General features: G+C 67.5%; 9 protein-coding genes. 7 read left to right on the top strand and 2 right to left on the bottom strand.

The window, feature by feature from the left end:
• Positions 1 to 11: 11 nt before the first annotated feature.
• The 7 genes from mltB (at position 12) to I6J77_RS15725 (ending at position 7601) form a co-directional block, all read left to right on the top strand.
• The gene (gene mltB, locus I6J77_RS15755) at positions 12 to 1022 is read left to right on the top strand and encodes a lytic murein transglycosylase B (protein WP_204109767.1); all 1011 of its coding nucleotides are present in this window, start codon (positions 12 to 14) and stop codon (positions 1020 to 1022) included.
• Positions 1019 to 1927, top strand: coding sequence for a septal ring lytic transglycosylase RlpA family protein (locus I6J77_RS15750; RefSeq protein WP_204109766.1), 909 nt, complete (start codon positions 1019 to 1021; stop codon positions 1925 to 1927). Before mltB ends, I6J77_RS15750 begins: the two co-directional genes overlap by 4 nt.
• A gap of 76 nt (positions 1928 to 2003) precedes the next feature.
• Positions 2004 to 3257, top strand: a complete 1254-nt coding sequence (locus I6J77_RS15745) for a D-alanyl-D-alanine carboxypeptidase family protein (protein ID WP_204109765.1) — start codon at positions 2004 to 2006, stop codon at positions 3255 to 3257.
• Positions 3257 to 3547 (top strand): YbeD family protein, encoded by a 291-nt coding sequence (locus I6J77_RS15740; protein ID WP_204109764.1) that lies wholly within the window; start codon positions 3257 to 3259, stop codon positions 3545 to 3547. Before I6J77_RS15745 ends, I6J77_RS15740 begins: the two co-directional genes overlap by 1 nt.
• Before the next feature lie 116 nt (positions 3548 to 3663).
• A complete protein-coding gene (lipB, locus tag I6J77_RS15735) occupies positions 3664 to 4332 on the top strand; it encodes a lipoyl(octanoyl) transferase LipB (protein WP_204109763.1) in 669 nt (222 codons plus the stop codon).
• A gap of 9 nt (positions 4333 to 4341) precedes the next feature.
• The gene (lipA, locus tag I6J77_RS15730; RefSeq protein ID WP_204109762.1) at positions 4342 to 5352 is read left to right on the top strand and encodes a lipoyl synthase; all 1011 of its coding nucleotides are present in this window, start codon (positions 4342 to 4344) and stop codon (positions 5350 to 5352) included.
• 8 nt (positions 5353 to 5360) lie between these two features.
• Positions 5361 to 7601, top strand: a complete 2241-nt coding sequence (locus I6J77_RS15725; protein ID WP_204109761.1) for a carboxy terminal-processing peptidase — start codon at positions 5361 to 5363, stop codon at positions 7599 to 7601.
• A 63-nt stretch (positions 7602 to 7664) separates the two neighbouring features.
• Here the strand turns inward: I6J77_RS15725 and I6J77_RS15720 are convergent, their stop codons facing one another.
• Complete coding sequence (locus I6J77_RS15720) at positions 7665 to 9524, bottom strand: sulfotransferase (RefSeq protein ID WP_204109760.1); 1860 nt, start codon at positions 9522 to 9524, stop codon at positions 7665 to 7667.
• A 111-nt stretch (positions 9525 to 9635) separates the two neighbouring features.
• The gene (locus tag I6J77_RS15715; RefSeq protein ID WP_239309051.1) at positions 9636 to 12518 is read right to left on the bottom strand and encodes a TonB-dependent receptor; all 2883 of its coding nucleotides are present in this window, start codon (positions 12516 to 12518) and stop codon (positions 9636 to 9638) included.
• Positions 12519 to 12611: the final 93 nt, after the last annotated feature.

Genomic DNA, 12611 nt, shown 5'->3' with positions numbered 1-12611 from the left:
GAAACCACAACATGACAGCCACGCCTGCGCCGCGCCCGGCCCGTTTTCTCGCCGTCCTCAGCCTGTTGTGGGTGGCTTCGCTGACGCCGGTGCTGGCTGCCACCCATCCCGGCCAGGCCGAACTGGTGCGCGAGGTGGCGCGGGAAACCGGCAAGAGTCCGCAGGCGCTGAATGCGTTGCTGGACGGCGCGAAGATGCAGCAGGGCATCCTCGACGCGATCAGCCGGCCGGCGGAGGGCAAGCCGTGGAAGGATTACCGGCCGATCTTCCTCACCGACAAGCGCATCGACGATGGCGTGGCCTTCTATCGCGAGCACCGTGCGCTGCTGGATCAGATCGGCAGGCAGTACGGCGTGGCGCCGCAATACATCGTGGCCATCGTGGGCGTGGAGACCAGTTACGGCGGCAACACCGGCAAGTACAAGGTGCTCGACGCGCTGGTCACGCTGGGTCTGTACTACCCGCCCCGGGCGAAGTTCTTCCGCGAACAGCTGAAGGAACTGCTGAGCCTGCCGGACAACCACCTGGCCGGTCCGCTGGACAGGCTCACCGGCTCGTATGCCGGCGCCCAGGGCTGGGGCCAGTTCATGCCCACCAGCATCCGCGATTTCGCGGTGGACGCGGACCAGGACGGTCACATCGATCTGCAGAACTCGCTGCCGGACATCTTCGCCAGCGTGGCCAATTATTTCGTGAAGCACGGCTGGGTCACCGGTGGTCCGGTGGCGGCGCGCGCGCAACCGGATGCGTCGGCAACACCGCCCACGGTGACCGACACCAGCCCGAAGTGGCCACTGGAGCAACTGGAGGCGTGGGGCTATGCGCCGCTGCAACCGCTGTCGCCGGCCGAACCCAGCAGCCTGCAGACGCTGGAAGGCCCGAACGGGCCGGAATACTGGTTCACCTTTCAGAACTTCTACGTGATCACCCGCTACAACCGCAGTCCGCTGTACGCGATGGCGGTGAACCAGCTGGCGCAGGCCATCGCGGCTGGCGTCGGCGCGGCGGAAGCGGCGCGATGAGGCTGGTCCGCGTCGCGCTGGTGCTGGCGGCGGGCCTGCTGCTGGCCGCGTGCGGAGGCCACCGCACGAAGCCCGCTCATCGCGACGGTCATTCGCGGACGTCGCCGTCGAGCCCGTCCCGGACCTCCGGCGACGACCGCTTCGAGGACGACCTCAGCAAGCCGCAGGGCAGCCGCTACCGCGACGGCGAGGACAGCGTGCCGCCGCCACTGGATGTCAGCAAGCTGGTCGAGCCGGTGCCGAAGGTCGAGCCGCGCTCGCTGTATGGCAACAAGTCGCCGTACAGCGTGCGCGGAAAGAGCTATCGCGTGCTGCCCAGCGCGCGCGGCTACGACGAGCGCGGCATTGCCTCGTTCTATGGCAACAAGTTCCACGGCTACAAGACCTCCAGCCTGGAAACCTACGACATGTATGCGTTCAGCGCCGCCAGCACCACGCTGCCGCTGCCCAGCTATGCGCGGGTGACCAATCTCGAAACCGGCAAGAGCGTGATCGTGCGGGTCAACGACCGCGGCCCGTTCCACGACAACCGGCTGATCGACCTGTCCTACGCCGCCGCGGTGAAGATCGGCATCTGGCCCAAGGGCACCGGTCTGGTCGAAGTGCAGGGCATCGACCCGTCCCGGCCTGGCAAGGAACTGCCGCTGGCGCCCGTGGTCACAGGCTCACATCCCGGCATCTACCTGCAGATTGGCGCGTTCGCCGACGCGGACAACGCCGACCGCCTGGCCCAGCGCCTGCGTCAGGCCAACCTCGGCGCGGTGCAGGTCACCGACGCGGTGATCAACGGCCAGCGCGTGCGTCGGGTGCGGGTCGGGCCGCTGGCCAGCGTCGATCGCGCCGACCAGGTCAGCAGCCGGATCGAAGGCATGGGTCTGCCCCGGCCGCAGGTCGCGGTAGACTGAGCAGGATTTGCGCAACCTTTTCCACCTTGATCGACGCCTGCGACGTCGAACGCCAGACACCGGACTGAACAACACGATGAATTTTTTCCGCCGCACCCTGCTTCCGCTTGCCGCCGTCACCCTGCTGGTCGGCGTCGCCGTCGCCCAGACCCCGCCGCGTCCGTCACCGGTGCCGCGTCCGGTGGTGCCGGAGGCGCCGGTGCCTCCGCCGCCGGACGTCGACGGCAAGAGCTGGGTGCTGATGGATTACGCCACCGGCCAGATCCTGGCCAGCAAGGAGCCGGACCTGCGGCTGGAGCCGGCATCGATCACCAAGATCATGACCGACTACGTGGTCTCGGCCGAGGTCGCCAACGGCAAGGTGCACATGACCGACCCGGTGACCATCAGCGAAAACGCCTGGCGTGGCGGTGGCGCGGGCACCGACGGCTCCACCAGCTTCATGAAGCTCAACAGCCAGGTGCCGCTGAAGGACCTGCTGTACGGCATGATCATCCAGTCCGGCAATGACGCGGCGATCGCGCTGGCCGAGCACACTGCGGGCTCCGAGCAGGCCTTCGCCGGCCTGATGAATGCCTACGCCAGGCAGCTCGGCATGGTGAACTCCAACTTCGAGAACGCCTCCGGTTACCCGATCGCCAACCACTACACCACCGCGCATGACGTGGCGATCCTGTCGCGAGCGCTGATCCACGACTTCCCCGAGGATTACGCGATCTCCGCGGTGAAGGAGTTCGAGTGGAACGGCATCAAGCAGCACAACCGCAACACCCTGCTGTGGCGCGACCCCAGCGTGGACGGCATCAAGACCGGCCACACCGCCGCCGCCGGCTACTGCCTGGCCGCCTCGGCCAAGCAGGGCGAGTCGCGGATGATCGCGATCGTGATGGGCGCCAGCAGCGAGAAGGCGCGCGCCGATTCGGCGATGGCCCTGCTCAACTACGGCTTCCGTTTCTACGAGACCCACAAGCTGTATGAAGCCGGCAAGCCGCTGGCCACGCCGAAGCTGTGGAAGGGTGCGTCCAACCAGTTGCCGCTGGGCGTCAACGAGAGTGTGCAGGTCACCGTCAAGCGCGGCCAGTACGACCAGCTGAAGGCCACCATGGACATCCCCGCCACCCTGATCGCCCCGTTCACCAAGGGTCAGCAGGTGGGCACGCTGCACATCACGCTGGACGGCAAGCCGGTGCAGAACGTGGCGCTGGTGGCGCTGGCCGATGCACCGCAGGGCGGCTTCTTCTCGCGCCTGTGGGACAGCATCCTGTTGTGGTTCCACAGCGACAAGAAGGCCGACGCCGCGGCGCCGGCCAAGGCTGCGGACGCGAAGTAATGCAGCCGATCGACTTCACCAGGGCGAAAGAGGAAGGCAAGGGTTTCGAATTCCCCGGCGAGTTCGAGATCACCGCGGTGGGCAAGTCCAGCGCGAACCTGCCGACCCACGTGCCGCAGCTGCTGGAGCGCGCCGGCCTGCGCGTGCTGCACGAAACCGTGCGGCACCGGCACTCCGGCGCCGGCAACTACGTCTCGGTCACGGTCAGCTTCCATTGCGAGAACCGCGAGCAGTACGAAGCGGCGCATCATGCGCTGCGCGCCGATCCGGACATCCGGTACACGATGTGAGGGCAGGGAACAGGGCGCGGGGAGAGAGATAGCCTCGCCCGTTTCGCCTGGGTGCCATTGATCACCTGCGAAGTACCCCAACGTTCCCTGTTTCCCGTTCCCCAAGGTTTGTTGTCATGTCGTTGCCGCTGAAAATCCGCCGCCTCGGTCGCCAGCCCTACGCGGCGACCTGGCGGGCGATGAGTGCGTTCACCGACAACCGCACCGCCGACACGCCCGACGAACTGTGGCTGCTGGAGCATGACCCGGTGTTCACCCTGGGCCAGGCCGGCAAGATGGAGCACGTGCTGGCGCCGGGCGACATCCCGGTGGTTCCGGTCGATCGCGGCGGCCAGGTGACCTATCACGGGCCGGGCCAGATCGTCGGCTATCCGCTGATCGACCTGCGCCGGGTCGGGGTGGGCGTGCGCGAGCTGGTCCACCGGATCGAGCAGTCGCTGATCGATACGCTGGCGCACTGGAACGTCAGCGCCGCGCGCCGCGAAGGCGCGCCGGGTGTCTACGTGGACGAGGCCAAGGTTGCTGCACTGGGTCTGCGCGTGCGCCGCGGCTGCAGCTTCCACGGGCTGGCCTTCAACGTGGCCATGGACCTGGAGCCGTTTCACCGCATCAACCCTTGCGGTTACAAGGATCTGGCGGTCACGCAACTGCTAGACTTGGGCGGCCCTTCAAGCCTGGCCACGGTCGAGGACGTGCTGGTAGCGCAGTTCTGTCGCCAGTTCGGTTTCGTCGCCGAGCCTGCCGCTTCCCTATTACCCGAACTCCCCGCGCGCGCGGCGGTCTGAGCTTTCTACATGAGCGAATCATCCACATCGTCGACCCGGGTCATCCCGATCACCGTGGTCGGCAACGCCCCGGCCGGTGAAAAGCAGCTGGGCAACGACAAGATCGCGCTGAACCGCGCCGGCTTCGACACTGCCGTGCCGACCTTGCGCAAACCGTCGTGGATCCGGGTGCGCCTGCCCCAGGGCAACGCGGTGCAGCAGCTGAAGGCGCGCCTGCGCGAGAACTCGCTGGTCACCGTGTGCGAGGAAGCGTCCTGCCCGAACATCCACGAATGCTTCAGCAAGGGCACCGCCACCTTCATGATCCTGGGCGAGGTGTGCACCCGGCGCTGCTCGTTCTGCGACGTGGCGCATGGCCGCCCGCTGCCGCCGGACACGCTGGAGCCGGCGCGACTGGCCGAGACGATCCGCGACATGCGCCTGAAGTACGTGGTGATCACCTCGGTCGATCGTGACGACCTGCGCGACGGCGGCGCCGAACATTTCGCCGCCTGCATCCGCGCCACGCGCCACGCCAGCCCGAACATCCGGATCGAGATCCTCACCCCCGACTTCCGCGGCAAGGGCCGCATGGAACGGGCGCTGGAAGTGCTCAAGGATTTCCCGCCGGACGTGTTCAACCACAACCTGGAAACCGTGCCGCACCTGTACCGCGAGGTGCGCCCGGGCGCCGACTACCAGTGGTCGCTGGACCTGCTCAAGCGCTTCAAGGCGCAGCATCCCGACGTGCCGACCAAGTCCGGCATCATGCTTGGTCTGGGCGAGACGTATGACCAGGTGATCGAGACGCTACGCGATTTACGCGCCCATGACGTCGAGATGATCACCATCGGCCAGTACCTGCAGCCCACGCCCCACCATCATCCGGTGGTGCGCTACTGGACCCCCGAAGAATTCGACATGCTGCGCGAAGCCGGTGAGGCGATGGGTTTCCATCACGTCGCCTCCGGCCCGCTGGTACGTTCGTCCTACCACGCCGACCTGCAGGCCCATGCAGCCGGTGTCACCGAGACAGCCTGAGAGCCTCCATGAAATTTCGTCCCGCGCTGTTCCTGCTGCTAGCCCTTGCCGCCACCGGCGCCCAGGCACAGTCCGCCGCCGACATGGGCGCGGGCAAGCCGCGCAAGGCAGCCACCTGGCCGCTGACTTCGACACAGGAAGAAGCACAGGCCGCGCAGTTGTCCGCGCGCTTCCTGACCCGCTTCCACTACGACGCGCAGCCGCTGGACGACGCGATGTCGGCGCGCATCTACAACGCCTACTTCAAGTTGCTGGACAGCGAGAAGGTGTTCTTCACCCAGGCCGACATGGCGCAGTTCGCACCCAGCAAGACCAAGCTGGACGACGCGATCTGGAACCAGGACCTGTCCGCGCCGTTCGCCATCTTCAACGCCTACGTGCAGCGCGCCGTGGAGCGGATGACCTACGCCCGCGGCCTGCTCAAGCAGGGCTTCGACTTCTCCGCCGAGCAGAGCTACACCTTCGACCGCGAACACGCCGACTGGCCGAAGGACCAGGCCGAGCTGGACGAGCTGTGGCGCAAGCGCACCATGAACGACTGGTTGCGCCTGAAGCTGGCCGGCCAGGACGATGCGGACATCCGCAAGACGCTGGACAAGCGTTACGCCGCCTACATCGAACGGATCAGGCAGCTCGACGGGCAGGACGCGTTCCAGACCTTCATGACCGCGTACGCCGAAACCACCGACCCGCACACCGACTACCTCGGCCCGCGCGCGGCCGAGAACTTCGACATCTCGATGAAGCTGTCGCTGGAAGGCATCGGCGCGGTGCTGCAGGCGCGTGACGACTACACCCAGATCCGCGAGCTGGTGCCCGCCGGTCCGGCCGGCAAGTCCGGCAAGGTCCAGGTCGGCGATCGCATCGTTGGCGTCGGCCAGGGCGACAACGGCCCGATCGTCGACGTGATCGGCTGGCGCCTCGACGACGTGGTCAACCGCATCCGCGGCAAGAAGGACACCGTGGTGCGGCTGGAAATCCTGCCCGCCGACGCGGGCGTGGACGGCAAGCACGAGATCGTCACCCTGGTGCGCAAGAAGGTCAGCATCGAGGAGCAGGCGGCGAAGAAGAAGGTCGTCGAGATCAAGGATGGCGGCGTCACCCGCAAGATCGGCGTGATCGACCTGCCCACCTTCTATTCCGACTTCGGTGCACGCAGCGCCGGCGACAAGAACTTCAAGAGCGCCACCCGCGACGTGGCCCGCCTGCTCGGCGAGCTGAAGCAGGAAGGCGTGCAGGGCGTGGTGGTCGACCTGCGCAACAACGGCGGCGGTTCGCTGGCCGAGGCCAACTCGCTGACCGGCCTGTTCATCGACAAGGGCCCGGTGGTGCAGGTGCGCGACTCCAAGGGCCAGGTCGAGCAGCAGGGCGACGACGACCCGGGCATGGTGTGGAGCGGCCCGCTGGCGGTGCTGGTCAACCGCGGCACCGCGTCCGCCTCGGAAATCTTCTCCGCGGCGATCCAGGACTACCACCGCGGCCTGATCATCGGCGAGCCCACCTTCGGCAAGGGCACCGTGCAGAACCTGGTCGACCTGGACCGCTTCGCCCAGAGCGACGACGAGAAGCCGCAGCTCGGCGAGCTGAAGATGACCATCCAGGAATTCTTCCGCATCAACGGCGGCTCCACCCAGCTGAAGGGCGTCACCCCCGACATCGCGTTCCCGAAGAACGGCGACGAGAAGGACTTCGGCGAATCCACCTACGAGAACGCGCTGAAGTGGACCCAGATCGCGCCGGCCGACTACCAGGTGGTGGCGAATTTCGCCGACTACCTGCCGCGGCTGGAGAAGCTGCACGCCGATCGCGTGGCGCAGTCGCCGGCGTGGAAGCTGATGCTGGACGAACTGGCCCAGTACCGCACGATGCGGGCGAAGACCTCGATCTCGCTGAACCTCGCCACCCGCGAAGCCGAGCGCAAGAAGCTGGAGGCGATCCAGGCCGACTTCCGCGCGCGGCACAAGGCCATCGACGGCACCGACGCCTCGCTCGCCGACGAGGCCAGCAGCCTGGACGACGGGCTGAACGCGAACGAGCGCAGCCTGAAGAGCGAGCTGAAGCAGGAGAAGGACGCCAAGAAGGCCAAGGACGTGCAGCTCAACGAAACGGCGCACATCCTGTTCGACGCGATCGGCATGATCAAGGCCGATCCGAAACTGGCCAGCGAAGTGCTGCCTTACGGCGGCAAGTCGGGCGTCAGCGTGGTGAATGCCCAGCCGGATACGTCCGGCGTGCTGGAGCAGCACTGAGTCGATCCGCGCGGCAACAGCGGCAAGCCTGAAAGGAGGCGGTGCTTGGCACCGCCTCCTTTTTCATGGGCGATAGCCCAGCCGTTCGAGCCATGGCTGCAGCACCGGCAGCACCGGCTCGAACTGCCGGCGATAGTTCTGCCAGCGCCCCACCGCCCGCCGATGGACGCCCTCGGTCACCTGGGCATAACTGGGCGTGCTGATGAAGCGCTTGCCCCGTGCATGTTCGGCGAAGCGGGTCATCGCCGCGGTGTCCGTTGTTTCGAGGAAGTCCCCCAGCCGGGCGAGCTGCTCGTCCAGCCCGCTGACCACCGATTCGTAGCGCCACTCCAGCACGGCGGGCGCGAATACCTCGGCGTCGGCAAACCATTGCGCGAACGCGTGGGCGTAGCCCTGCGCCAGTCGCGGCAGTGACGAGCACAGCATCATGAAGGCCGGCGAACGGAACGACTGCATGTAGCAGCTGAGCAGCACGTCGCAGGGATGGCGCAGGCACAGGATGATGCGCGCGTGCGGAAACAGCCGCATGATCATCGGCAGGCACAGCATGTTGAGCGGATTCTTGTCGACCAGGCGCCGCTCGCCCAGATCGGGCGCGACCCGTCGCGCCTGCCGCCAGTACACGCCGCGCAGTTGGTCCGCATCCTGCTGGCTCAGTTCCGCCAGGTCCGCCGGATAGCGCTGGCCGACCAGCTGCATAGCCTCGATCAGGTCATGCACGTGGGCGCGCTCGTCCATCGAGCGGAAGTCCGGGTGGGCGTCGAGCATCTGTTCCAGCAAGGTGGTGCCCGAGCGGGGGAAGCCGACCACGAAGACCGGACTGTGCCGGGTGTCGGGGGCGGCCAGCGGACTCCAGCGGCCATGCTCGTCGCGGCCGACCCGCTGGGCGCTGACCTGCAGCGGTCGGCTGTCGGCCGCCAGCAGCTCCGGCACCACGTGGCGGGCGATCTCGCGCTGAGCGGAGTGCGCCTGCTGCAAGGCCTGCCACGCTTCGGCGTAGTGACCTTGTCGATCAAGCGCGGAGGCGAGCCCGAAGGCGGCGCCGGCCCGGCTCTCGTCGTCGCTCGCGCTGGCCAGCGCGCTGGCCTGCAGCGTCGCGGCCGTGGCCGCCTCGCCTGCGCGCATCGCCATCGCGGCGTGTGCATGCCAGCCTTCGGCGCGCGCCTGTTCCGCCTGCGCGGGCAGGGCCTCGAGCGCCTCGATGGGCAACTGCTCCAATGCTTCCCGCGCTGCGTCGAGCCGGTTGTTCCGTTCATGCAGCAGCACCCGCTGCGCCGCGATGCGCAGGCGCATGATCGTGGCCGCCGGTTCGGCCGGCAGCTGCGCCCGGGCCAGCGTGCGCAGCGCGGCGTCCAGTTCGCCCTGGACGGAAAGCATCGCCGACAGCAGCAGGGCATGCTCGGCTGTTTGCGGTGGCCAGTCGCCGGCGCCGTCCAGCAGCGCTTCCTGTCGGGTGTTGTCGCCGCAGACGTGGCAGGCATGGGCTGCCTGCAGGCGGGCCTCGATGAAATGCGGCGACAGCTGCACGGCGTCCAGCAGGCTCTGCCGGGCGGCCAGCCACTGCCGCTGCTGGATGCGCAGCAGGCCGAGGTTGTAGTGCACTTCGGCATCGTCGGGCGCCAGCGCCAGCGCCGTCAGCAAGGCCTGTTCGGCCTCGGCCAGGTCGCCTGCTTCGCGGCAGACCACGGCGAGGTTGTTCCAGTGTGCGGAAACCTCCGGTTGCAACTGCGCCAGCCGGCGGAAGCTCGTCGCGGCCTGCTGCACGTGGCCGCAGGCCTGTTGCGCCAGGCCGAGCAGCGACAGCACGGCTTCGTCATCCCGCCACGACGGCGTGGCCTGCCCGGCGAGGGCGATGACCCGCTCCGGTTCGCCGGCGTTCCAGGCCGCGGCCATCGCCCTGGCCAGATCCGTCGCAGTGGACATGCGTGCTCCGTCGGTCATTCCAGTACGCATTATGCAAGAGGGCCGCGACGGATCGCGGCCCTCCTGGGTGGGCGCTGCGGAACTTCCGCAGCGCCCGCTTGCAGCGGGACCTCAGAACTTGATCGTGGCGCGCGCCCAGTAGTAGCGGCCGAGCACGTCGTAGGTGGCGGTGTCGACGTTGTAGTTTCCGCCGTTCTGGTAGATCAGCGGCGGCAGCTTGTTGCTGAGGTTGTCCACGCCCACGTCGAAGCGGGTGTGGATCGACGGCACCGCATAGCCCAGCTGGATCGAGTGGTACAGCACCGAAGCCATCGGGATGTTCACCCCGGCGACCGCGGCGTCACCGTTGAGCGCGGTCAGCCGGTGCACGTAGCGCGACTGCCACTGGGCATTCCAGTTGCCCTTGTCCCAGTTGAGCGTGAGCGTGCCGCGCCAGCGCGAGATGTTGCCGAACTGCGGGGTGAACGTGCCGGCGTAGTTGACCGTCTTCGCGCCGGGCTCGCCGGGCGTGGCGTTGACGTTGTAGGTCGAGGTGTAGCTGGTGTTGAGGCCGGCGCGGAAGTTGCCGGGGTCCATCCCGCCCAGGTCGAAGTGCGGGATCTTGTAGCGCAGGGTGTAGTCGATGCCGCTGGTGCTGGTGTTGCCCAGGTTGACCACCGGCGTGTTGATCAGGAACACCTGGCCCGGTTGCCGGCTGGTGTTGTCCTCGCGCTGGATGAACGAGCAATACGGGCTGCTGGCGTTGTTGTAGCAGGAGCTGACCACGGTGTCGGCCTGGATCGCGGTCAGCGTGTCGGACAGGTAGATGTGCCAGAAATCGAGGCTGGTCGACAGGCCGGGGATCCAGTCCGGGTCGTAGACCAGGCCGATGTTGACCGACTTGCCCTTTTCGGGCTTCAGCTTCGCTCCCACCGTGTTGGCGCCGGAGTAGAACGTGTTGACCTGCGCCGGCGAGTTGCCGGCCCAGTTCACCGGCACGTACTGGCAGGCGGCCGCGTGCGCCGCCAGCTCGTCCGCGGTGCGGCCCACGCAGGGGTCGTTGAGGTTCGGCTGGACCAGGGTGCGGCCGTCGTAGAGCTCGTTGAGGTTCGGCGCGCGGAACACCTGCGAGATCGTGCCGCGCAACAGCAGCTGGGCGGTGGGGCGCCACTCGATCGCGACCTTGCCGTTGGTGGTCGTGCCGGTGGTGCTGTAGTTCGAGCTGCGGATGCCCAGGTCGAGGTTCAGCGAGTGCGCCCAGGGCTGGTCGGCCAGCAGCGGGATCAGCGTTTCCGCGTAGACCTCCTTGACGTCGAAGTCGCCGCGCCCGGGCGAGCCGCAGGCTTCCTGCAGGATCTGGCAGGTGGTGGTCACCGGGTCCAGCACGGCAAAGTCGCTGACCGTGTAGTTCATCATCTGCTTGCGGTACAGCGCGCCGGCGGAGAGCTGCATCGCGCCGGCCGGCAGGTCCCACAGCTCGCCGCTGGCGTTGAACTGGGCCTGCTTGGTGGACTGGGTGAAGACGTAGATGGGCGTCTTCACGCCCTTGCTCAGCTGGTCGCCGACGCTGGCCTGGTCGAAGATGTTCGCACCGGCGTCGACGGCGGCCTGCAGCGACGGGATGTCCACCTCGTTGGTGTCGCGCTGGTCGCGCTTGGTGTGGCTGTAGTTGATCGAGGCGTCCCAGATCCAGCTGCTGTCCTGGCCGAAGTTGCCACGCAGGCCCGTGTTGATCTGGGCGGTGTTGGTCTTGTAGCTGTGCACGCGGGTGCCGGCGCCGGTCAGGCGGGTCTGGAAGCTGTAGCCGCTGTCCGGGTCGCCGGGCACGGCGCCGTGGCTGAAGGTCACGCCGAACGGATTGATCGGATTGTCCGACGAGATGATCAGGCCGTCGCCGGTACCCACCGGCGAGGGCGCATCCTGTCCGCTGGATTCCGTGCGGTTGTAGAACGCGTCGACGAAGCCGGTGAGGCTGTCGGTGAAGTTGTAGCTGCCCAGCACGAAGCCGTTGGTGCGCTTCTGCGCGGTCTGGATGTAGTTGAGCGCGGCGTAGTTGTAGGTGTCCGAGCCGAGCCGGCAACGGTAGTCGGCCTGGCTGGAGCCGTCACCCTGGGCCAGCGTCACCATGGCGGTGTCGGTCGCCGGATCGATGTCGCAGCCGTACTGCGCGGCGATGGCGGAGGGCACCTGGATGCGCCCGGTCGGGATCGAGCTGGAACCGGCGGCCACCACGGAGCCACCGGACAGGTACAGCTGCTGCCTGGAGAACTTGCGCCGGGAGGCGAGCGTCTCGTCGTACTTGTTGTAGTCGAGGCCGGCCGCGATGCTGAACTTGTCACCGGTGGCGCCGGCGGTCAGGTTGAAGCCCCGGCGCTGGGAGTCGCCGTGGCTGGAGATGCCGTCGTTCAGGCTGATCTGGGCGCCCTGGAAATCCTTGCGCAGGATGAAATTGACGACGCCGCCGATGGCGTCCGAGCCGTACACGGTGGAGGCGCCCTCGGCCAGCACGTCGACGCGATCGATCATCTCCGGCGGGATCAGGTTGATGTCGGGGTTGGACATGCGCTGGCCGTTGACCAGCACCAGGGTGCGGTTGATGCCCAGGCCGCGCAGCGATACGCGCGAGGCGCCATCGCCGGCTTCCAGCAGGGGGCTGGCCACGCCGCCGCCGTTGCTGTTGTTCGCCGGGTTGGTGGCATTGCCGGAGATGCTCGGCATCTGCTGCAGCACGTCGCCCAGAACCGGCTTGCCGGAGTTGGTCAGCGTGTCGCGATCCAGCGTCACCACCGGGCTGGCCGTCTCGACTTCCACGCGGCGGATCAGCGAGCCGGTCACCACGACCGACTGCAGGGTCTTGGCCTTGTTTTTGGACGGTGGCGTGTTCTGGTCCGTCGAGGACGGCGTATCGGCCGGTGGCGTCTGCGCTTGCGCCTGGGCCAGGCCGGCGATCGTCAGCGCGCCGGCGGTCAGGGCCAGGCGCACCGCCAGTGACAGGTGGTTCATGCCGTATTTCATTTGGTCTCCCCAGTGGTTGTTGGTAATCCGTTCCCAGCCATCGACCTTGTCGAGTCCCCCCCGGGCACACGTCGCGCGATGTGGCGTTGTTCG

This window comes from Rhodanobacter sp. FDAARGOS 1247 (assembly GCF_016889805.1).
Lineage (GTDB): Bacteria > Pseudomonadota > Gammaproteobacteria > Xanthomonadales > Rhodanobacteraceae > Rhodanobacter.
The sequence above is the reverse complement of the archived record's forward strand: the minus strand, read 5'-3'. Positions and strand labels throughout refer to the sequence as shown.

Coding starts and splice junctions, on each gene's coding strand:
- lipB (WP_204109763.1), top strand. CDS start 3,664: ATGTCGTTGCCGCTGAAAATCCGCCGCCTCGGTCGCCAGCCCTACGCG.
- I6J77_RS15725 (WP_204109761.1), top strand. CDS start 5,361: ATGAAATTTCGTCCCGCGCTGTTCCTGCTGCTAGCCCTTGCCGCCACC.
- I6J77_RS15720 (WP_204109760.1), bottom strand. CDS start 9,524: ATGTCCACTGCGACGGATCTGGCCAGGGCGATGGCCGCGGCCTGGAAC.
- lipA (WP_204109762.1), top strand. CDS start 4,342: ATGAGCGAATCATCCACATCGTCGACCCGGGTCATCCCGATCACCGTG.
- I6J77_RS15715 (WP_239309051.1), bottom strand. CDS start 12,518: ATGAAATACGGCATGAACCACCTGTCACTGGCGGTGCGCCTGGCCCTG.
- mltB (WP_204109767.1), top strand. CDS start 12: ATGACAGCCACGCCTGCGCCGCGCCCGGCCCGTTTTCTCGCCGTCCTC.
- I6J77_RS15740 (WP_204109764.1), top strand. CDS start 3,257: ATGCAGCCGATCGACTTCACCAGGGCGAAAGAGGAAGGCAAGGGTTTC.
- I6J77_RS15745 (WP_204109765.1), top strand. CDS start 2,004: ATGAATTTTTTCCGCCGCACCCTGCTTCCGCTTGCCGCCGTCACCCTG.
- I6J77_RS15750 (WP_204109766.1), top strand. CDS start 1,019: ATGAGGCTGGTCCGCGTCGCGCTGGTGCTGGCGGCGGGCCTGCTGCTG.